Source organism: Micromonospora sp. L5 (assembly GCF_000177655.2).
Lineage (GTDB): Bacteria > Actinomycetota > Actinomycetes > Mycobacteriales > Micromonosporaceae > Micromonospora > Micromonospora aurantiaca.
The window spans coordinates 4596553-4616729 of sequence record NC_014815.1 but is presented as its reverse complement, the minus strand read 5'-3'; the positions used below and the strand labels follow the sequence as shown (position 1 = coordinate 4616729).

Below are 20177 nucleotides of genomic sequence, written 5' to 3'. Positions count from 1 at the left end.
TCGGATCGGCGCCTTGACCGGCAGGCCGGGAGGCGCGGGACCCCGGTACCCGCGGACCCTGCGGTCTGCCCTCACGAGCGCTGCGTTGTTACCGGTGGACTTGACCCAGGCGTCCGGCAGGCGTCCGAGTTTGGCCACCGGCGGGGGACCGAATTGCGCTCAGTGTTCCGACAGCACCACGCTCTCCGCCGTCTTGCGCCCCAGACATCTCCGCCGAGTTCGGGCGGCGAAGGCGTGATCGAAAGGCGGCGGTGTACTTGCGGTCGCGGATGAGGAACCCTCCCCGCAGCACACCGGCCACCCCGCCCCACCCTCGATGCACCCCGATCCGGTGATGGCTGTCGATTCCCAGATCGCGGACCTCACGGTACTCGCGCAGCGCCTTGTCGGGATTCGCCGCGAAGGTGGTGTCGGAGCCGATCTCGGGGACCAGATAGTGGTAGTTGGTGTCGAACCACTTCGTCAGTTCGAGCGCCGGCTCGGCATCGACGCCCCGGGCCATCGCGAAGTAGGTGTCGAGATCGCCGAGGCCGAGGCGGGCGAACCGGTGCGGGATCGCGCCGACAGCGACGGCCGTGTCGAGCACGTGGTCGTAGTAGGAGAACGTGTTCGACGGGATCGCATCCAGGCGCGCGTCGCGCAGCGTCCGCCAGACCTCCTCCCGTAGTGCGGCAGCGGTCGCCGCCAACTTCTCGGCGTCGATCCGGCCCGCCCAGTAGGCCTCGACCGCCTTCTTCAACTCGCGGTGCGCGCCGATGTGGGGGTAGCCGAGCACTGTGCTCTGCCCGAATGAGGTTGTCACTTTGGTCCTTCCCTCGAGGTGCCTGGCGGCCACGGGGGAAGGGGAAGGCGGGGTACGGCTGTCGCGTACCGGCTTTCCGCCCTGGCCCTCCCGAGAGGCCGCCGACGGCGCGCACCGGCGGTACGCGCAGTGCGGGCAGGTCTTCGGACTCGCGGCACGACCGGATCCACCCGGTCACCTACTGGCCGTCGCTTCCCAGACCTCGCGGTCCAGTGCTTCGTTGACGGCTGTCGTTCCCACTCACCGCTGCGGGGCAGTCCCGGATTCGCACCGGGTTCCCTCTTACAGCGCCCCACTCGCGCGGCGGGGGGCGCACCAGCGCCGTTGTCCATCGTATGGGGCGGTGGGCCGACGTGGTCGGTGTGTCCGCCCTGCGGGACAGCAAGCCGTCGCGGCAGCGGAGTGCTTGCGTGCGACGAGAGGGTGACGAGGGGCTAGAAGATGGGCCGGGTCGCGGTAGTCGTGGTCGGCGGATGCGCGCCGCCGAACCCGGTCTGAACCGCCCCGGGTGGAATGGTCGGTGCCGCCGACGAGGTAGTCGCCTCTCTCCGGCGCCGACGGCTGGCCCTGGCCCCTACCGGCGCGGCGCGGAACGCACGGACCCAGGGCTCTGCACCTGCCCGGCCGCTGGTCCGGCAGGTCGGCCAGCCGGACGGGCACCTGCCTTCGCCGTAGCGCTTGTCGTACTGGGCCACCGCGCGAGCGCGGGGGCAGACGAGGCCGTACCGGCTGGCCGTACGGGATGAATCACCACGAGGGCACCTGCCTCTGCCCCGGGGGGAGTGCGGCCAGGCGTCGGCGGCGCCGTGAGTCATCGCCCCCGCCGCACGTGGCGTGGGCGATGTCGGCATCGGCGATCGCGGACCGGCCGGGCTCGTTCCACGCCGAGGTCGTCGCACGGTCGCGGATTCACCTGTCGGCGGCATGAGAGGTTGCAACAGTGGTCGGGTGACCAGCGGAGAGGATGAGGTGGCCGGAGCCGGGCTGGGCGTCCGGCGAACCCTGGTCGCGACGCACGGCGGGGTGACGCGAGCCGAGCTCTTCCTCGATCTCGTGTTTGTCTTCGCCTTCATGAACGTCGCCGGCCTCATGGCCGCGCGGTCGGCCTTCGACGCGCTGGTCCAAGGCGGGCTCGTGCTCCTGCTGCTGTGGCGCAGTTGGGCCGGGTACGCCTGGGTCGGAAACCTGGTCCGGCTCGACCGCGGGATCCTGCCAATCGTCATGTTCATGGTTGCGACCGCGCTCCTGCTGGTCGCCGTCGCGATTCCGGATGTGTTCGTCGACCGGCACGCCGGGCTCTCCGCACCTCTCGTCTTCGTCGTCGGCTTTCTGAGCATCCGAGCCGTGTCGCTGTTGATCATCATGCGGAGCCGGCGACGCTCGACGCAGCAGTCGATCGCACCCGCCCGGCAGGCCTGGCTACCCCTGGCCGCCAGCGCCGTCCTGCTGCTGTGCGGGGCGCTGCTGCCCAGCCACCTCGCACCCGGACGCAGCGCCGGGCTGCTGCAGATCCTGCTCTTCGCGGTGGCGACCGCCGTCGACTACGTCGGGCTGCGCGCTCCAGGCACCGGCAGTTGGCAGCTCAGGTCGGTGCGGCACTGGGCAGAGCGGCACAACCTGATCATGCTGATCGCCTTGGGCGAGACGATCATCTCGATCGGCACGAGCCGGGGGTTCGCCGGCACACCCGCGATCACCTGGTCCGTGCTCGCCGGCTCCGGGCTCGCGCTCCTCGTCGTGGCGTTCCTCTGGTGGGCGTACTTCGACATCGCGGCGCTCGACGCGGAACAGACGCTGGAGTCCGTCCCCCACCACGCCCGGTCCCGGCTGGCCCGCGACGCGTACACCCTCCTGCACCTGCCGATGATCGCCGGGCTCATCCTGGTGGCGTTCGGGCTCAAGCACGCGCTGGGCGCCACCGAGATCGACACCGCAAAGAAGTGGGACGCCCCGGCTCTGTTCAGTCTCTACGGCGGGGTCGTCCTGTACCTGCTCGGGTTGGTGGCGTTCGAGTGGCGCATGGTCCGGCGAATCGGCCGGGGTCCGCTACTCGGCATCGTCCTGGTCGCGCTGCTGGCGCCGGTGGCCCGCACGGTGGAGGCCGTGGCATCGCTCGGGATCCTCGCCGGGGCCCTGGTCTGCGTGGTGCTCGCGCATGTGACGGTGCTCCGGAAGCGTCACCGCGGCCTGCACCGGGTGGTCGCCGTGACGGCCGGGCGCGAGGTCGAGGCCACCCCGGAAGACCTGTTCCTGGACCTCGTGTTCGTGTACGCGTTCATCCAGGTCACTGTCCTCATGACCCGGCACCCGGGGGCGACCGGCGTGTTCCACGGGCTGGCCGTCCTCGCCCTGCTCTGGTGGTCCTGGATCAACCACACCTGGTACACGACTGTGGTACGCGGGTCGGCGAACGTCCGGCGGTTGATCGTGCTCACTGAGGTGACCCTGACCCTGATGCTCGGGATCGCCACGCCACAGGCGTTCAGTCACGTGCCCGGAGGGTTGCCCGGTCCCGCGATCGTCGTCCTCACGTACGTGGCGGTGCGCGTCCTGCAACTCGCCGCGCTCTGGATCCCGCTCCGGCGAGACACCGCGCTGCCCACGGCCGTGATACGCGCCGCCGCGCCGACGTGTGTCGCCGCCGTACTGCTGGTGGGCGCCGTGCTCGCCGGCGGGGCCACCGGCCCGGCGACACCCCTGAGCACAGCGCTCTGGGTGGCCGGCATCGCCGTCGACCTGAGCAGCGGCTATCTCACCGGAGCCCGCAACTGGCAGCTCGGTCAGGTGAGCCGGTGGATGGGCCGCTACAACCTGATCATCCTCATCGCGCTCGGCCAAGCGGTGATCTCCACCGGAATGGCCGTCGCCGGCCTGCCCGCCTCCGGACCCGCGCTCCTCTGCGTAGCACTCGGCGCTCTCCTGCTGTCCGCCCTCTGGTGGACCTACGTCGGCACCGACGTCGTCATCGGCGAACGGTTCACCGAGCTGACCACGCCGCGGCAACGTGGAGCTCTGGCCCGGGACGCCTACACGTACCTGCACCTGTTCCTGGTCGTCGGCCTCGTCCTGGTCGCCTTCGGCCTGCGCACATCGTTGGCCATACCCGGACAGCTCGGCCCGGCGACGCCGGCCGGGCAAGTCATTCTCGTGTGCGGCCTAATCGTCTTCCTGCTGACCGACCACCTCGTGTGGCGGCGCGCACGCCGTACCGTGACCCGCCCCCGGGCCCTGACCCTGTTGGTCGCCGCGCTTGCTCCGCTGACCATCCTGCTGCCGGTGCGGGAGGCGCTGATCCTGCTCATCCTAAGTCTGTCGTCCGTGCACCTGCTCGCCCGCACGACCAGACCGCGGCCCGGCAGTCACCCCGCCCGCGGCACGTGAGCGCGAAATTCGCTGCCCGTGATCGCAGTAGCCCGCGCATCTTCCACCAAGCCGCGGATCGCCGGGTGCCGCCGGCCGGGTTGGCGTCTATAAGCTACTGGCGGAATGACCGCGCCAAGTCCTGACCTGTCATCGGCCGGCCGCCCCACTCGGCGGCGACGCGGTGCGGGTCGCCGGTACGGAAGTCCGGCGGCTCGTGGAGCAGGAAGTCGCGGTGGCTGATGTTCCAGGCGTACGCGCCGGCCATGGCGAACACCAGCACGTCGCGGACGCCCACCGGCCCGGCGTGCGTCGTGCGGGACAGCACGTCCTTCGGTGTGCACAGTTGCCCGACTACAGTGACCGGCCCGCCGTCGGTGCACGGCCCGTCACCGCTGTACCGCTGGTGCACGGTGAACGGCTGCGCATGGCCCTTGGCCGCCGGTGTACGAAGGTGGTGGGTGCCGCCCGCGACCACTGCGAACCACTCGCCGTAGGAGCGTTTCACGTCGATCACCTCGGTCAGGTACGCCCCGCAGTAGGCGGTGACCGACCGGCCCGGCTCGACGCGAAGCCGCACCCCCGGATACGCGTCGCACACGCCGGCCAGTGCCCGCCCGTAGCTGGCCCAGTCGAAGCGGGCTGCCGGGTCCACGTAGTCGACTGCCATGCCACCGCCGACGTCTACCTCCCGGGCCCCGACCTCGCTGACCGACCAGCGGACCACGGCTTCCGCCACCATGGCGGCGAGCGGCGCGTCCAGTCCGCTGGCCAGGTGGACGTGCACGCCTCGCACCTCGACCCCGGCCGGTGGACGGCGGGCGCAGGCCACCGCCTCAGCCGGGTCCATTCCGAACGGGCTGGGACGCCCGCCCATCACCAGGCTCGCCCCGGGCGCCTCCAGTGGCAGGTTCACCCGCAGCAGCACCCGCGCCCGCACCCCGGCGGAGACCGCCAGCGCGCCAAGGCGGCGCAGCTCGGCCGGGGACTCCACGTGGATCCGGGCCACCCCGGCGGCGAGTGCCGCGGCCAGATCCGCGTCGGTCTTGCCCGGACCGGCGTACGCGGCAGCCGCCCGCTCGGGCAGCACCTGGGCGAGGCGTCGCAACTCGCCCCGGCTGGCGGTCTCGAAGCCGTCGACGACCGGTGCCAGCGTGCGCAGCACGTCCGGCTCCGGGTTCGCCTTCACCGCGTACAGCAGCTCGACCTCCGGCGGCAAGGCGGCGCGGATCGCCCGGGCGTGCCCGGCCAGCGCGTCGAGGTCGTGGACATAGACCGGCCGGGTCACGCGCGACCGCCGAGAGGGTTCGGCACCGGCACGAACGGCGCTGCCCGGTCCGCATCTCTCCGCCATCGCACCAGCAGGTTCGCCTTGGCCACCAGCGGCTCACCGGCCAGCAGGGCACGCAGCTCGGGCGGCTCGCCCAGGTCGGCGGCTACCGCGGCGACCACGTCCCGCACCTCCCGCCACAGGGCCGGTTCGATGCCCGGCCGGGCGTCGGCGAGAGCGCCGCTGATCCCGGCCAGGTGGTTGACGAACAGGCAGTAGACGACGCGCTGGCGGGCCTGGAGGGCGTCGTACCCGACCTGCCGGGGCAACCCCGGTGGCCAGCTCGTCCATCGGCTAATGTCCAGCTTCACCCCCTCCAGGTCGCGCAGCAGCATTCGCACCGGGCAGCCGTCGGCGTCGCGCACCACGAGGACGTTCTGGAGGTGCGGCTCGTGCACCACGCCGTGCCGCAACCACGCATCCAGCACGGCCGGCACCAGCAGCCCGACGTAGCGCCGCCACCACGCCACCGGGTCTGCCGCGGATAGCGGCGCGGCGGCCAGCGCCGCCGCTAGCACCGCGGTCTGCTGGGGCCGCAGATGGGCGCGCAAGCCGGTGCGCAGGATCGTCCCGTACGCCTCGTCCGCGCCGGCCGCGTCGATGGTCCGGTACGCGGGTTCGGCGAGCATCGCCACGCCGTCGGACAGCGGGATCCCGGCAAGCAGCCTGGTCAGCGCGACTGCGGCGGTCAGCTCGTACCGGGCGTTCTTGCGCAGGCAGTTGGTGATCCGCACGTGCAGGCTGGTCTTGACGAACAGGTCGGCGTCGGGAGAGTAGAGCGTGCGGACGCTCGCGGTCGGGCGGACCGGCGCCCCGGCCAGGCCGAGCCGGCGCACCCGGGGATGCGTCGGCGGCACCAGCGTCACCTGCCACGGGTGTACCGGCAGCACCCGGTGCCCGGCCGGTGGGCGCGGCGGTTCCAGGGCGGCCAGCATCGGGTCCACCGGCCCGGCCTCGGCCACCAGGTCGTCCGGCACGGCCAGCCAGTGCAGCCGGAACTCGGTGCGCAGTTCCGGCGCGTACGCTTGCCATTCGTCCGGGTCGCCACTGCGCCACTTGGGGGTGGGGTGGTGCGGGTGGCCGAGGACGAGCGACTGCTCGGACGCCACGTAGGCGTCGATCGCCGGGTCGCTCGTGGGATTGAGGTCGGCGGCCGGCCGCCCGGCCAGCAGGTGGGCCACCGTGTCCCGGCTGGCCCGTACCTGGTCGAGGAACTCGGGATTGTTGTGGCCGGTGCGCGCGGTCAGCTCCGCGGCGACCAGACTGGCCAGCCCTTCGGCGTCCAGGTCGCGCCACGGGCCGCCGTCGGGCCGGTGGCGCACCGGACCGGTGTAGCGATGCGTGCCGACCGGGGACAGCCGGGCCGCCGTGCAGCGTAGTGTCACCCCGGTGGACGGCAGCCAGACCTGCACCACGTCGCCGGTGATGGTGACGTCGGCGGGGGTGGCGACCTCGCGGGCCAGGCAGCCGAACACGGCGTGAGCGGCGGCCAGGTCCGCAGGGTGGGTGTGCCAGGCTGCCCGGGGGCGCAGTCCGGTGCTGGTCATCGCGTCTCCCGCAGATAGTTCGGACCGGTGTGCCGGTAGAACTTGTTCACGTCGGCGCATCCGAGCCGCTGCTTCGGTAGCAGGGTGCCGGCGGTGACCATCGCCTTGACCGGAAGCCGTTCGGCGCGCAGCACCCGTTCGGTGAACTCCCGCGCCGCCAGGCCATCGCCCCACCGGTCCCGGGCCGCAATGAGTCGCGGGGTCAGCGCGGCGGCCGGCGTCGGCACCGGGACCCCGCGGGCGGCCAGCGCCAGCAGCGGCGCAGCGGCGGCCAGGTGAAGGGTGATGGTGACGAACACGTCGGCCAGTTCGCCGGGGTCAGTGACCCACATCCGTGCGTCCCGCAGTGTCACCGCGCCGCGGTGGCGCGGGTCGAGGCGGGCACCGTCGTCGTCCTTGTAGAGCAGGCCGATCGTCCCGTCCGGCGCGAGGAGCAGGTGAATGTTCTGCGGGTGGGCCTCCAGCGCCACGCCGTACCGGAGCCACAGGCAGACGTGCCAGTCGAGCAGCAGGTCCAGGTAGGCGTCGAGCACGGCCTGTGGACGGCCGCCGCCGATGCGCTCCAGCACCGTGCCGGACTCCGGGTCCGGCGCGGCGAGGGCCGCCACCGGCACCACCCGGGTGCTGGCCAGGTCCCGGGGGAACCGGCGGAGCAGGAAAGCCCGCCGGTCGTCGTCGCCGACGTGACCGAAGGTGCGCTCGTCGGCATGCCGGATCCGGCCCGCGAAAGCGGGTTCGGCCGCAGCGGTCCGGTCGAGCAGCCCGGCCACCGCCGCGCCGTCGGCCAGCGTGGCCGGCCGCAGGCCGCGCCGGTTGCGCGCGCCCAGTGTGGCGGTGGGCAGCGGTAGCTTCAGGTGCGTGTACGGGTCGTCTGCGAGCGCCACCGTGCGCATGGAGAGTGTGGGCCGCACTGTCACCACCGGCCGGTCGGTCACCGGCAGCGCGTGCCGCGCCGCGGTGAGCGGGTGCACCGGCAGCAGCACGTCGCCGGCCCGGTCCGCGGCCGGCCACCACGCCGGCAGCGGACCGGTGAGCCGTACCGCCGTCCGGGGGGCGACGTGCCAGCGCAGCGCGAAGCGGGGTGCGTGCTCCGGGGCGTACTGGGTCAGGTCGTCGTCGCCGAGACCGTGCCGGCAGCGGTCGGTCGGGTAGACCGGATGACCGGCGTGCGCGGCGAGCACGTCGTCGAGCAGTGCCGCCGGCATGCCGGCCGGCGTGGTCACCCGTTCGGCGGCCACGGCGGTGGACACCGCCGGCCGGGACCGGGTGGCGAGCCGACGGGCCCGCAGGTCGGCGTGGCACTCGGCGATGAACGTCTGCCAGCCGGCCTCGGCCTCCGGGTCGTCGACCGGGGCGAGTACCGCGAGCAGAGCGTCGAGGGTGTCCACCCGGCGTTCGCGGCCCTCGGCGTCGCGGACGTCAAGCATGGCGGTCGCGCAGCGCAGCATCGCCTGGAAACCGTCGGCGCGGACCGGGATGCGCAGCAAGCCGCCGGCGTGCGGTACCTCCCACCGGCCGGTCACGGTGAGCCGGCCGCGCCGGAGCAGGCCGATGTGGTCCTCGCGCAGCAGCGCGTCGAGCACCCGGACGAAGACCTGCTGCTCGCTGTGGTCGGTCATCCGGTGATCGTCCAGCTCAGGTCGTCCCGGAACGCGGTGAGCGCGGCCCGGACGGTGTCGGGGTCGGGTCCGATGCCGTGCAGCGCGGCGAGGTAGTCGCGGTTGGTGCCGGTGCGCTCGGCGACCCGGCCCACCTCCCGCATCGGACGGCACGACAGCCGCACTCCGTTGTGGACGGTGTCCACGGGCCCGGGCGCCGCCGTGAGCCGGCCGGACTGGTCGGCGCAGACGTACTCGACCCGGGCGTACCTGTTCAGGGCGGCCGGGTCGGGCAGGTCCAGCGCGGCCAGTGGCTCGCCGAGGTGCAGCCGGATGACGTGGGCGAACAGGGGCACGCCGAGCAGGCCGGTGAGGATCAGGTCCATCCGGTCACCGATGAGCCGGTCGTTCACCTCGATCAGCCGGATTCCGTACGGCCGCACGACGTACTCGGTGTGGCAGGCGCCGAAGCCGACGCCGAGCGCGTCGAGCAGCGCGCGGAGCCTGGCATCGTGGGCGGGAGGTGGAGGCGCCCAGTCGAGGCTCACCTCGGTGAAGGTCGGTGGTGGGCCGAGGCCGGTGCGCCAGCCGCCGAGCACCGTCAGCGATCCGCTGTCGCCCAGCGTGTCGTAGGTGCGCAGCTCGCCGGCCAGGTACTCCTCGACGATGAGCGCCACCTCGGGCCGCCGCCGCCGGATCGCGGTGACCTGTGCGGCCAGCTCGCGCCGGTCGGTCACGAGGTAGGCGTCCTCGCTGGCCACGCCGTCGCGGGGCTTGAGTACGGCGGGAAAGAGGTCGGCCGGAACCGTAGGGGTGGCACCCGGGTCGACGGTGACCGCTCGGACCGGGTCCAGTCCGGCTGCGGCGAGCGCGCGGCGCATGGTGGCCTTGTCCTTGCAGCGCCGAGCCGCCTCCGGGTCCTTGCCCGGCAGGCCGAGCTTGCCGGCGGCGACAGCGGTCGCCTCCTGAAGGTGGTCGCTGTTGGACAGCAGCGCGGCGGGCGATTCGGCGGTCGTGGCCGCGACGATCGCCGCCGGGTCGCGGACCGCGCAGTGCCGCACCGGCACGTCGGCTGGCCATTCGGCGGGCCGGTCGGTCAGCACCGTGGCCGGAAGGCCGAGCGCGTTCGCTGCCGGGAGGAAGCCCTCCAGGACGGCGTCGGTGGGGTTCAGCGCGGTCAGGTAAAGGTGCATCGAACCTCCTAGACCGAACCGGCATTTAGGGCAGCCTACCCTAAATGTGTGGCTTTGTGGAGATTGACGGACGCCGGCCCTCGGCGTGCCAACCGATCGGCACGCCACAGCAGTGCGGCGGCAACCAGACCACCGACCAGGACAGCGACCGCGCCCACCGTCTGACCGGTCCGCAACGCCTCGGCGAAGGCGGTTGTCACCGCCTCCCGGTCCGGGCCGGCGGCGGCCAGCGTGGCCGGGAACGAGCCGGCGCCGGCCAGCGCAGCCGGCAGCAGCGCGCCGAACCGGGCGTTGAGCACCGCGCCCAGCACCGCCACCCCCAGACTGCTGCCGACCTCGGTCATGGTGCCGTCCACACCGGCTCCGGCACCGGCTTTGTGGGTGGGGATCGCGCTCATCACTGCCTCCACGATGGCCGGGTTCGCCAGGGCGCATCCCGTACCCATGACCAGCAGCCCTGCCAGCAGTGTGGCGTAGCCCTCGGACGGACCGTGCGTGACCAGCGCAAGTCCGGCGGCCAGCAGGGTCATGCCGACCGCGATGGCAGTCGGCAGGCCGAGCCGGCGGATCGTCAGCGCGGCCACGCCGCCGACGTTGAGCGCCACGATGGACAACGCGAACGGTGCCATCCGCAGCCCCGCCTCCCAGGCCGGGTAGCCGCGGACGAACTGAAGCTGCTGGGTGAGCAGGAACAGTGCCCCGGTGGCGCCGAACGTGATCAGCACGACGCCGCAGACCGCGCCGACGAAGCGGCGGTCCCGGAAGAAGTGCATATCCAGCATGGGGTGGGCGCACCGCCGCTCCCAGCCGACGAACAGCGCCAGCAGGAACACTCCTGCTGTGCCCACGCCGAGCACCGGCGCCGACGCCCATCCACGCTCGGGACCGGAGATGATCGCCCAGACGATCGCGGTCAGGCCGGCGGTGGACAGCGTCACCCCGCCCAGGTCGAGGCGTCCACCGGTCGGGTCCCGCGATTCCGGGACCAGTATCCGGCCGGCGAGCAGGCAGACCACCACGATCGGGACGTTCACCAGGAAGATCGCACCCCAGGGCAGGTGAGCCAGGACGAGTCCGCCGATTGGTGGCCCGGCGGCGAAGCCCAGCGCGCTGGTCGCCGCCCAGATGCCGATCGCCCGGGATCGCTCGGCGGCGTCGAAGACCTGCATGGCAACGGCCAGGGTGGCGGTGGCGAGCAGCGCACCGCCCACTCCCATGCCGGCGCGGGCGGCGATCAACTGCTCGGCAGTGCGGGCGAGCCCGGCCGCCGTGGAGCCGAGACCGAACAGCGCCAGCCCGACCAGCAGCATCCGTCGCCGCCCGTACCGGTCGACGGCGCTGCCGGCGCTCAGCAGCAGCCCGGACAGCATCAGCGCGTACGCGTTGATCATCCACTGGACGTCGGCCGTGCCCGCGTCCAGCTCGACCGTGAGCACCGGCACGGCCACTGTCAGCACCGTATTGTCCAGCACCACCACGAGCTGGGCCAGGCAGAGCACCGCCAGGATCAGCCAGCGGTGCGGCACGGCGGCCGGCGGCGCGGCGGCCCCGTCCGCGCTCGCGGTCGGCAGAGCGCCGGGTGCCGGGCCGACGCTCGTGGAGTCGAGCGTCACGGTGTCGGCACCAGCGACGATCCGAGACGGCTGAGCGGTTCGGCCGAGGTGCCGGCGGCCCGCAGCGCCGCAGACGCGGCGTCGTTGGCAGCGGCGCGGCCGGCACCGGCGAGCGCGGTGCCGGTCGGGCTCCCGAGCGAACTCATGCGGCTTCCCAGCGGTAGTACGGACAGGATGCGCGGCGACTGCAGCCTCACCTGACGAGCAAGTCTGTCTGGGGGTGAGCCGCCCGGATCGTCGGCCCGGACGGCGGGAACCGGCGCTGGTGCGTCACGCCCACCGCCACCCCGGCGGCGACAAGCACCAGCGACGCCAGCGCAACGGCCGGGTAGCCGAACCGGTCGGCGGCGGTGAGCCCCAGCGAGGCGGCCACGAACGAGCAGACCAGCCCGAACGACGACAGCACGGTGAAGTCGGTGCCGCCGCTGCCTGGCCGGGAGTAGTCCATGTTGACCGTGTAGAGCACGTGTACGCGGCCAGGAAGAAGCAGAGCGCGGCGACCGTGCCGCCTAGCGGCGCGCGGCCGTTCATCAGCGGCAGCAACGCCACTGTGGATAGAGCCAGAGTGACCCCGCCGGCCACCAGCACGCCGGCACGCCCGAAGCGGCCGATCCCGAGACCGGCGATCAGGCCGGCCGCGATCGCCGGCACGCTGGTCACCACGCCGGTGACCACGCCGATCCGGCCCAGCGACCAGCCGGCGTCCACCAGTGCTGGCGTCACCAGCGCGTACGCCATGCCGGCGCCCACGTAGACCAGCGGCACCACGCCGAAGGTCCACCACCGGCAGCCGGGCTGCCCGAACACCGACACCAGCGCCCGGTAGGCCCCGCCGATGCGCACGATCCGATCGGTGCGCTCCGGTACCCGGAACCGCCACACCACAAGCAGCCCGATCGCGGTCAGCGCGGCCAGCAGGCCGACCGCCGCAGCCCAGCCGAAGCGGTCGTACACCAGCACGCAGACGCCGCCGCCAAGCAGGTTACCCAGATAGCTGGCCGCCACCTGGATGCCGTTGCCGGTGCCCCGCTCCGACGCGGCCAGCAGCCGCACCGCGACCGCGTCGACGGCGATGTCCTGGGTCGCGGAGAAGAACACGAACACGGCGCAGACGGCGATGACCGGACCCAGCTGGTCCGCGAGCCGGGAGAAGGGCAGCAGCGCCAGCAGAGTCAGCACCAACGCGGCCTGGAGCACCAGCAGCCAGGAGCGGTAGTGGCCGCGGCGCCGGGAGCCGTAGCGGTCGAGGAGCGGCGCCCAGAGGAACTTGACAGGCCAGATCAGGCCGACCACCTGTAGCAGCGCCAACGTGTCCAGCGAGGTGCCGCCGTCGCGCAGGATCGCGGTCAGCCCCACCGTGATGAAGCCGATGCCGAGATACTGCGTGACGTAGAGCGCGGTGAGCGTCCCGAGGCGGCCCATCAGACGGCACGCCAGTACGCGAGCGCAGTGAGCTGGTGCTTGCCGACGCCGAGCGTGCGCCGCAGGTGCCGGGTGATGCCGCGAGTGCTGGCCGCCTCACAGGCCACCCAGTAGTGCGCGGTCCCGACGGCGGGCAGCGCTGTGCAGACGGTGTCGACCAGGTGCCGGCCGTCGTCGCGGCGGCGCACCCACGTCACGTCGTGGTGGGCGCGGGCGCGCAGGGTCAGCGCCTTCTCGCCCTCGTGGGCGTACTCGAGCCAGACCGTTGCCGGGATGTCCGCGCCGGCGTCGAGGAGGCTGTTGACCGCCGGCAGCGAGGCCGCGTCGCCGACCAGGTAGAGGTGTTCGGGCACCGGGTCGGGCAGCGCGAACGCACTGCCCTGCACGGTCGCGTCGATGGTGTCGCCCACCCGCGCGGTGGTCGCCCAGCGGGCGGCGCATCCCTCATGCACGGCGAACTCGAGTGTGAACCGCCCGGTGGCCGGGTCAGGATCGACGAGCGTGTAGGCCCGTTGGTGGGCCCGTCCGTCGTTGTCGAACCAGAGCCGGATCCACATCGTCGGGTGCGTGCCGCAGGCCGCCAGCAGCCCGCCGTCATCAAGGAGCAGGCGCTGGTAGTGCCCATCGACCGACTCGGTGTCCAGCACGGTGAGCCGAAAGTCGCGGCCCCCCATGGCCTTGAGTACCAGGCCCTCCCAGTTCCGTTTCACGAGCCCCTCCATGTAAGGTCACCTTAGTTAGGTGAGGGTAACCTAAGTTGACCACTTGAGGGAACTGCCACTCCCGGGCTGGCGGGTGATCCTCGCCGAAACGACTGCGAGGGCTGAATACCCGCAGCGTCCAGGGCGTCTCCGACGCCCGCTGGCAACAGCAGTGTCTGGCCGACTGGGCCGTCGGCGACCTGATCCCGCTCTGCCCACCCGCCCTCGCCGAAACCCCGAAGGAGGACACGATCGTGATCTACCAGGAACAGATTCCCGACCTCGGCGACCTGACGCTGGAGCCGGTGCGCCCCGACCAGCACGCCGTACTGCTGCACGGCTGGGTCACCCTGCCCCGCAACGCGTTCTGGGGAATGGGTGGACACAGCCTCGACGACGTGCGCGAGATCTACACGTTCCTCGACGGGCTGGACACCCATCACGCGTACCTGGTCCTGCTCGACGGCGAACCGGTCGGGCTGTTCCAGACCTACCAGCCCGAGGCGGACCCGGTCGGTGAACGCTACCCAGTCCAGCCCGGCGACGTCGGGATGCACCTGCTCCTCAACCCGCCCCGGCGCTACGCCCGCGGCCTCACCACCGCCGTCGGCCCGACCCTGGCCCGCTTCCTCCTACGAGATCCCGCCGCGCAGCGCATCGTGGTCGAGCCGGACGTGCGCAACGAGGCCGCGCTGCGACGCCTACGAACCGAGGGCTTCACATTCGCCTCCGAGATCGACATGCCGGACAAGCGGGCACAACTGGCGTTCCTGACCCGCGAGCGGTTCGAAGCGAACCACCAGCAGGCCTGATCCAGGCGCCCCGGCCAGACTCACGGTCGCACCCGCAGGCGCACTTGTCGAGGGCGCCTTGTCGCGTCGAGCGACCGAAAGCGCTCAGCGCACGGCACCGTCGGAGGCCGCCGCGGACGCCCGGAGTCCGCCACGTCCGGCAGAACCGTGCCTGGGCCGCGATCACCCGCCGACCGTTGTCGGTGAACAGACCGCACGCCACGCTGACGGGCGAGGTCGGCAGGTGCGTCTACGTGGCGAACGCGGCAATGCTCCCTCGAAGCGCGGAGGGGAGCCGGCTCGGTGTCGCTGTCGGCGCGGGCAGGTTCACGGTGAGGCGGGGCGGGGCGGGGCGGGGCGGGTAAGAGCGTGCATGGTCAAGGGCAACGACGATCGGTGCTGTCCCCATTTCCCGAGATGGCAGCCGATCTCGCCGAACGCGCCACCGTCGACGTGCCCGACCGGGTCGGAACCGGCGCACGGATCCTCCGCCGGCAGTTCGGTCATCGTGCTGATCGCCACCCAGGCGGGTCTGGCCGCCGCGCTGTCCTGGGTGATTGCCCGGGATTTCCTGCACAACCCCATGCCGGTGTTCGCTCCCAGCGCTACGGCCGGCACGATCGCGCCGGCGATCGGTCAACGTGCCCGGCGAACCGCCGAGACGCTGCTCGGGTCGGGCTCGGTCTCGTCGTCGGCGACTCCGCGCTTCATGTCATCCGCTACGGTGCGTGGCAGATCGGACTGGTCGTCGCCATGACGCTCACCATCGCGCTGCTGCCGATCGGACATAGTGGCGCGCTCGTGGCACAGGCGGGCAGGCACGGCAGACGCCCACCGAGAACCCGCGAACACATGGCGGCTTCCTTGCCCTACTGGACACCCATCGCGGACGACCTCCTCGGAGCCAGCAGGTGAGCCGGATCCTCAGTCCCCGGCGACGACGAGGTCGCGGCGGATCAGCACGTTGTCGGCCGGCGCGGTTGACCTCGCGCCCCAGGGGTACGCGGCGCACGTCGAAACCGGTCGGACCAGGGCCGCCTCGACAGCAGGTGACCAGGGTCCCGCCGGACGAAGGAAGGACTCACCCATATGGCCACGATGCCCGGCCGGGAGGATCCTCGCCTGATACCTGTGCTTTCGGGCGACCGGGTCTGGACCGGTGTCACGACGACCACCTCCGGCAGACTGTTCGTCAGCTACCCGTCCACGGACGGACCCGGTGTCCAGGTGGCCGAGGCGTTGACGGGTGGCCGGTTCGCGCCGTACCCGGATGCGAGGTGGAACGAGGTGCGCGCCGAACACGACCCGCGGGGACGGTTCGTGCATGTCAACGCGCTACGCGTCGGGCCGGACGGGCAGTTGTGGATCGTCGACGCCGGGGCCGCCGGCCTCGGCCAGCCGCAGGTACCCGGGGGCGCCCGGCTGATCTCGGTCGACCTCGACCGCGACCAGGTCCATCGTAGCTACGACCTCGGTCCGGCGACGTACGAGCACAGCTACATCGACGATGTGCGGTTCAACGGCCGATTGGCCTACGTGAGCGACTCCGGTGCCGCCGGCCTGATCGTCGTCGACCTGGACAGCGGCCGGTCCCGCCGGGTGCTGGACAACCACCCCGCGACCGTCAACCAGGGTCCGCTCTACGCCGACGGGCAGGTCCTGCGCGACGCGCACGGCGCCGAGCTGCGGGTGCACTGCGACCAGATCGAGGTGTCACCGGACGGGCGCTACCTGTACTTCCAACCGCTGTCCGGACCGATGTCCCGGGTCGAGACCCGTTACCTCGACAATCCGGCCACATCCGCGCAGAGGCTGGGCGATCAAGTCCAGCACTGGGCCGACACCCCGACCACCGGCGGCACCGCCATCGACGCGGCCGGCACCATCTACCTCAGCGATGTGGAGAACCGCCGACTCCTGACCATCGCTCCGGACCGGCGGATGAGCCCATTCCTCACCGATCCGCGGCTCGTCTGGTGCGACGCCCTTTGGATCGACAGCAGACGGCACCTGTGGATGCCCGCGGCCCAGCTCAACCGCACCGCCGGGCTGACCGGCGCCGCCGCCGTCGAGTACCCGGTCCACATCTACAAGGCGCCCATCGACGTCGGCCCAGCCCCGAACGACCACGCCTGAGGGCGCACAGCACCACGTCGGCAGGTCGACGGTGTCTCTACCGCAAGACGAGTCAGGACTATTCGACGAATTCCATGCCGGGACGCGTGCTATGACCTCTTCGGGGGTGAGGATTCGTGTGGCAGCACCATCCGGCGGAGCCGACGTCGCCAGCACAGACTCGCCAATCGCGGGCGACCTTTCTCGAGCTGTTCTTCGACCTGGTGTTCGTCTTCGCGCTGACCCGAATCGTGTCCCGCGTCTACGATCACATGGTCATCGAGCCGGACGGGCGAGCCTGGCCGCAGGCGCTCTGGCAGGCGTTTCTGACCCTGCTGTTGTTGTTGGCACTGTTCGGCCTCTGGCAGGGAACCGCCTGGACCACCAGCCGCTACCACCCGGATTCGTTGGCCCTGCAGACCGTGGTCGCCGTGGCGTTGGCGCCGGGCTGGTGATGGGGGTAACGGTCCCGCGCGCCTTCGACGGCTATGCCGAGGCATTCGCCATCGCCTACGCGGCTGGGCAACTCGCCCGCCCCTTGATCCTGATGCTCGTGATCCACGACCGGGATCGCCGGCTGCTCAAAGGCCGCATGTTGATCACGTACGGCGTCACCGGCGCGCTGTGGATCATCGGAGCCTTCGTGGACGGTCCAGTCCTCGTGCCGGCCTGGGCAGCCGCCCTCGCCGTGGAGTATGCTGCGGCGCGGACCGGATGGCCCCTGCCGGGCCTGGGGCATTCCGAACCAGAACGCTGGGACATCACCGCGGAGCACCTCGCCGAGAGGTACCAGCAGTTCTTCCTCATCGCGCTCGGTGAGACGATCCTGGTGATCGGCTTCACCTACAGCACCGGACCGTTCGACCGCGACCACACCCTCGCCTTCGTCGTCGCCGCGCTCACCTCGGCGGCGTTGTGGCGCCTGTACTACTACCGGGCGGGGCACATTCTCGCCGAGGCGATCGCACATTCCCGAGCGCCGTCGGTCATCGGCCGGTCTGCCGCCGACACGCACCTCATCATGATCGTCGGTGTCGTGACCACGGCTCTCGGCTACGAGATCACCATCGAACAGCCCCTCGGTCACGCCCCGGCAACCTGGATCGCGCCCATCCTGCTCGGCCCCGCCCTCTTCATCGCCGGCCGGGCGCGGCTCGAATACCATGTGTCGCCCGCGTCTCCCCCTCACGCTACGTGGCCCTTGCGGCATTGCTGCTGTGCTATCCCGTCGCGATACACATGTCGCCGCTCGCCGCCGCGGTCGCGGCGGTGGCCATCCTCTCCGCCGCAGCCACCGCCGACGCACGCCGGTCGCGCGGACACCCGGCCGAACCCGCCCGCCCCCCCATACTGACTCCCGCCCGGTACAGGCACTTCCCGACCCTTCCGTGGGCCGGGCCGCGCCAGGAAATGACCGATCGGTTCACGGGCACCCGGTAGCGATGCTCATGACTTTTCGGAAAGATGGCACGCGCTTACCGGAAGTTATCGACGGACGGATTCACCCCATGAGCCTTCCCGTCACCCGCAAGATTCTCTTCGGTGGAGACTACAACCCCGAGCAGTGGCCCGAGGACGTGTGGCAGCAGGATTACCGGCTGTTCGACGCCGCCCGGATCGACCTCGTCACGCTGGGGGTGTTCGACTGGGCGCTCGTCCAGCCGGCCGAGGACGTCTACGACTTCACGCTGCTGGACCGGATAGTCGACCGGGCCTCCGCCGAGGGGCGGAGCATCTGCCTGGCCACCGGGACAGCGGCGCATCCGCCCTGGCTGGCCAGGGCACACCCGGAGGTGACCCGCACCGACTTCGAGGGCCGCCGCCACCGGTTCGGGCAGCGGCACAACTCCTGCCCCAGTTCCCCCGTGTTCCGCCGTCTCTCCGCCGAGCTGGCCCGCCGGATCGCCCGTCGCTACGCCGGCAACCCGGCGATCGCCGCCTGGCACGTGGGAAACGAATACGGCGGCGCCTGCTACTGCGACCTCTGCGCGGCCGGCTTCCGCAGCTGGTTACGCCAGCGCTACCGAACGATCGACGAGTTGAACTCCGCCTGGTACACCACCTTCTGGTCGCACACCTTCACCGACTGGGATCAGATCGAGGCGCCGTCGGCGCTGACCGAGCACTGGCGCGGGCCGGACCACACCGCCTTCGCCGGCATCACGCTGGACTATCTGCGGTTCACCTCCGACGCGATGCTGGCCAACTTCCGCGACGAGAAATCCGCCATCCGGGAGTACAGCCCGGACATCCCGGTCACCACCAACTTCATGGGCCTGTACCGCCCGATCGACTATCACCGCTGGGCGCCGGAACTGGACTTCGCCTCCTGGGACAACTACCCGCCCGACGACGACTCGGCCGCCCGGATGGCACTGGCACACGACCTCATGCGTGGACTCAAGGACGGCCAGCCGTTCTGGCTGATGGAACAAACGCCGAGCAGCACCGCCTGCCGGGACGTCAATCCGCTGAAGCGACCCGGCCTGCTGCGGTTGTGGAGCTGGCAGGCGGTGGCCCACGGCGCCGACGCGGTGCTGTTCTTCCAGCTCCGCGCCGCGCGGGGTGCCTGCGAGAAGTACCACGGCGCGGTCATCGGCCACGCCGGCCGCTCGGACACCCGGGTGTTTCGCGAGGTCGCCGAGCTGGGCGCCGAACTGGACCGGCTCGGCGCGGCCTCGCTGGGCGCCCGGACCCCGGCCCGGGTCGCGTTGCTGTTCGACTGGGACAGCTGGTGGGCGCTGGAGATCTCCGACGGGCCGTCGCGACTCGTCCGGTACCTGGAGGTGGTGCAGCGGTACCACCGTGCGCTGTGGGACGCAGGGGCAGACCTCGACGTCGTCCCGGTGACCGCGGACCTGTCCCGCTACGACGTCGTCGTCGCGCCGGTGCTGCACATGCTCAAGGGCGATCTGCCGCGCCGGCTGGAGGCGGTCGCTGCCCGCGGCGGGTCGGTGCTGACCACGTTCCTGTCGGGCCGGGTGGACGAGAACGACAACGCGTTCCTGGCCGACGTACCCGGGCCACTCGGCGAGCTGATGGGGATACGGGTCGACGAGTGGGACGCCCGCGGCCCCGACGTGGTCAACCCGGTCCGTCTCGGCAGCGACGATCGGCTCGAGGTCGAGGCCCGGTTGCTGTTCGAACTAATCGTTCCGCAGAGCGCGGAGGTGATCGGCACCTACCGGGCCGACTTCTACGCCGGCACCCCCGCAGTGACGCGCAACACCTTCGGTGCCGGGCACGGATGGTACGTAGGCGCAGGCCTGGACGGGACCGGCGTGTCCTGGGTGGTGCGCCAGGTGCTGGCCCGCCACGACCTGCTCGGCCCCGCTCCGGACCTGCCGGGTCTGGAGTCGGCCACTCGGGTCACCCCCGACGGAGCCCGGCTGCTGTTCCTGCTCAACCACCGGTCCGAGCCGGTCGAGGTGGCCGCCCGCTCCGGCGGGGTCGACCTGCTCACCGGAGACCGGGTCGACCCCGGCGCGCCGCTGCGGCTTTCGGCCCGGGGGGTGGTGGTGCTGCGGGAGGACGAGTGAACGTCGCAGCGCGGGCAGCCGTCAACGGCGTCGGGGTGGACCGGAGGATATTCGGGCAGAGCGCCCTGTCGCACACCATGGCCGAATCGGACAGCCTGCCGCACACGCGGTCCAACGCGCACGAGACCCGGTGGGACGTGGACGACCCGACGACCGGTGCCACTCC

At 71.7% G+C, this 20177-nt stretch carries 14 protein-coding genes, 1 pseudogene and 1 riboswitch; of the genes and pseudogenes, 6 read left to right on the top strand and 9 right to left on the bottom strand.

Going from position 1 to position 20177, the window contains the following annotated elements; translation table 11 throughout:
* Positions 1–88: 88 nt before the first annotated feature.
* On the bottom strand, positions 89–835 hold the full coding sequence (locus tag ML5_RS32945) for a hypothetical protein (RefSeq protein WP_236619256.1): 747 nt from the start codon (positions 833–835) through the stop codon (positions 89–91).
* Between the two features lie 83 nt (positions 836–918).
* Positions 919–1137, bottom strand: a riboswitch (cobalamin riboswitch).
* A 613-nt stretch (positions 1138–1750) separates the two neighbouring features.
* Here ML5_RS32945 and ML5_RS31260 point away from each other — a divergent pair.
* Positions 1751–4183 (top strand): low temperature requirement protein A, encoded by a 2433-nt coding sequence (locus tag ML5_RS31260; protein WP_168168221.1) that lies wholly within the window; start codon positions 1751–1753, stop codon positions 4181–4183.
* A 94-nt stretch (positions 4184–4277) separates the two neighbouring features.
* Here ML5_RS31260 and ML5_RS21615 read toward each other — a convergent pair whose 3' ends face one another.
* The 8 genes from ML5_RS21615 to ML5_RS21585 all read right to left on the bottom strand — a co-directional run bounded on the left by ML5_RS21615 (position 4278) and on the right by ML5_RS21585 (position 13575).
* Positions 4278–5450 (bottom strand): alanine racemase, encoded by a 1173-nt coding sequence (locus tag ML5_RS21615; protein ID WP_013476163.1) that lies wholly within the window; start codon positions 5448–5450, stop codon positions 4278–4280.
* Positions 5447–7039 (bottom strand): IucA/IucC family siderophore biosynthesis protein, encoded by a 1593-nt coding sequence (locus ML5_RS21610; RefSeq protein WP_013476162.1) that lies wholly within the window; start codon positions 7037–7039, stop codon positions 5447–5449. Before ML5_RS21610 ends, ML5_RS21615 begins: the two co-directional genes overlap by 4 nt.
* Entirely contained in the window at positions 7036–8658 is a 1623-nt protein-coding gene (locus ML5_RS21605; RefSeq protein WP_013476161.1) for an IucA/IucC family protein, read from the bottom strand. Before ML5_RS21605 ends, ML5_RS21610 begins: the two co-directional genes overlap by 4 nt.
* Positions 8655–9830 (bottom strand): acetyl-CoA carboxylase biotin carboxylase subunit family protein, encoded by a 1176-nt coding sequence (locus ML5_RS21600; protein ID WP_013476160.1) that lies wholly within the window; start codon positions 9828–9830, stop codon positions 8655–8657. The genes ML5_RS21605 and ML5_RS21600 overlap by 4 nt, the downstream gene beginning before the upstream one ends.
* Before the next feature lie 35 nt (positions 9831–9865).
* Complete coding sequence (locus ML5_RS21595) at positions 9866–11443, bottom strand: MFS transporter (protein WP_013476159.1); 1578 nt, start codon at positions 11441–11443, stop codon at positions 9866–9868.
* Positions 11440–11589, bottom strand: a complete 150-nt coding sequence (locus tag ML5_RS32415; protein WP_013476158.1) for a hypothetical protein — start codon at positions 11587–11589, stop codon at positions 11440–11442. Before ML5_RS32415 ends, ML5_RS21595 begins: the two co-directional genes overlap by 4 nt.
* A gap of 124 nt (positions 11590–11713) precedes the next feature.
* Positions 11714–12865, bottom strand: coding sequence for an MFS transporter (locus tag ML5_RS21590; RefSeq protein ID WP_013476157.1), 1152 nt, complete (start codon positions 12863–12865; stop codon positions 11714–11716).
* A complete protein-coding gene (locus tag ML5_RS21585; RefSeq protein WP_013476156.1) occupies positions 12865–13575 on the bottom strand; it encodes a siderophore-interacting protein in 711 nt (236 codons plus the stop codon). The genes ML5_RS21590 and ML5_RS21585 overlap by 1 nt, the downstream gene beginning before the upstream one ends.
* Positions 13576–13820: 245 nt before the next feature.
* Between ML5_RS21585 and ML5_RS21580 the strand changes: the two genes are divergently transcribed.
* The 5 genes and pseudogenes from ML5_RS21580 to ML5_RS21560 all read left to right on the top strand — a co-directional run bounded on the left by ML5_RS21580 (position 13821) and on the right by ML5_RS21560 (position 20011).
* The gene (locus ML5_RS21580) at positions 13821–14378 is read left to right on the top strand and encodes a GNAT family N-acetyltransferase (RefSeq protein WP_013476155.1); all 558 of its coding nucleotides are present in this window, start codon (positions 13821–13823) and stop codon (positions 14376–14378) included.
* A gap of 352 nt (positions 14379–14730) precedes the next feature.
* Entirely contained in the window at positions 14731–15114 is a 384-nt protein-coding gene (locus tag ML5_RS32125; protein WP_141722639.1) for a hypothetical protein, read from the top strand.
* A 374-nt stretch (positions 15115–15488) separates the two neighbouring features.
* Positions 15489–16493 (top strand): L-dopachrome tautomerase-related protein, encoded by a 1005-nt coding sequence (locus ML5_RS21570; RefSeq protein WP_161801663.1) that lies wholly within the window; start codon positions 15489–15491, stop codon positions 16491–16493.
* A 116-nt stretch (positions 16494–16609) separates the two neighbouring features.
* Positions 16610–17826: pseudogene (locus ML5_RS21565) on the top strand (low temperature requirement protein A).
* 154 nt (positions 17827–17980) lie between these two features.
* Entirely contained in the window at positions 17981–20011 is a 2031-nt protein-coding gene (locus ML5_RS21560) for a beta-galactosidase (protein WP_013476153.1), read from the top strand.
* Positions 20012–20177: the final 166 nt, after the last annotated feature.

Bases quoted from the DNA above. Each gene is read 5' to 3' on its own strand.
- ML5_RS21610 (WP_013476162.1), bottom strand. From the start codon at position 7,039: ATGACCAGCACCGGACTGCGCCCCCGGGCAGCCTGGCACACCCACCCT.
- ML5_RS21605 (WP_013476161.1), bottom strand. From the start codon at position 8,658: ATGACCGACCACAGCGAGCAGCAGGTCTTCGTCCGGGTGCTCGACGCG.
- ML5_RS21600 (WP_013476160.1), bottom strand. From the start codon at position 9,830: ATGCACCTTTACCTGACCGCGCTGAACCCCACCGACGCCGTCCTGGAG.
- ML5_RS32415 (WP_013476158.1), bottom strand. From the start codon at position 11,589: ATGAGTTCGCTCGGGAGCCCGACCGGCACCGCGCTCGCCGGTGCCGGC.
- ML5_RS21590 (WP_013476157.1), bottom strand. From the start codon at position 12,865: ATGGGCCGCCTCGGGACGCTCACCGCGCTCTACGTCACGCAGTATCTC.
- ML5_RS32125 (WP_141722639.1), top strand. From the start codon at position 14,731: ATGGTCAAGGGCAACGACGATCGGTGCTGTCCCCATTTCCCGAGATGG.
- ML5_RS21560 (WP_013476153.1), top strand. From the start codon at position 17,981: ATGAGCCTTCCCGTCACCCGCAAGATTCTCTTCGGTGGAGACTACAAC.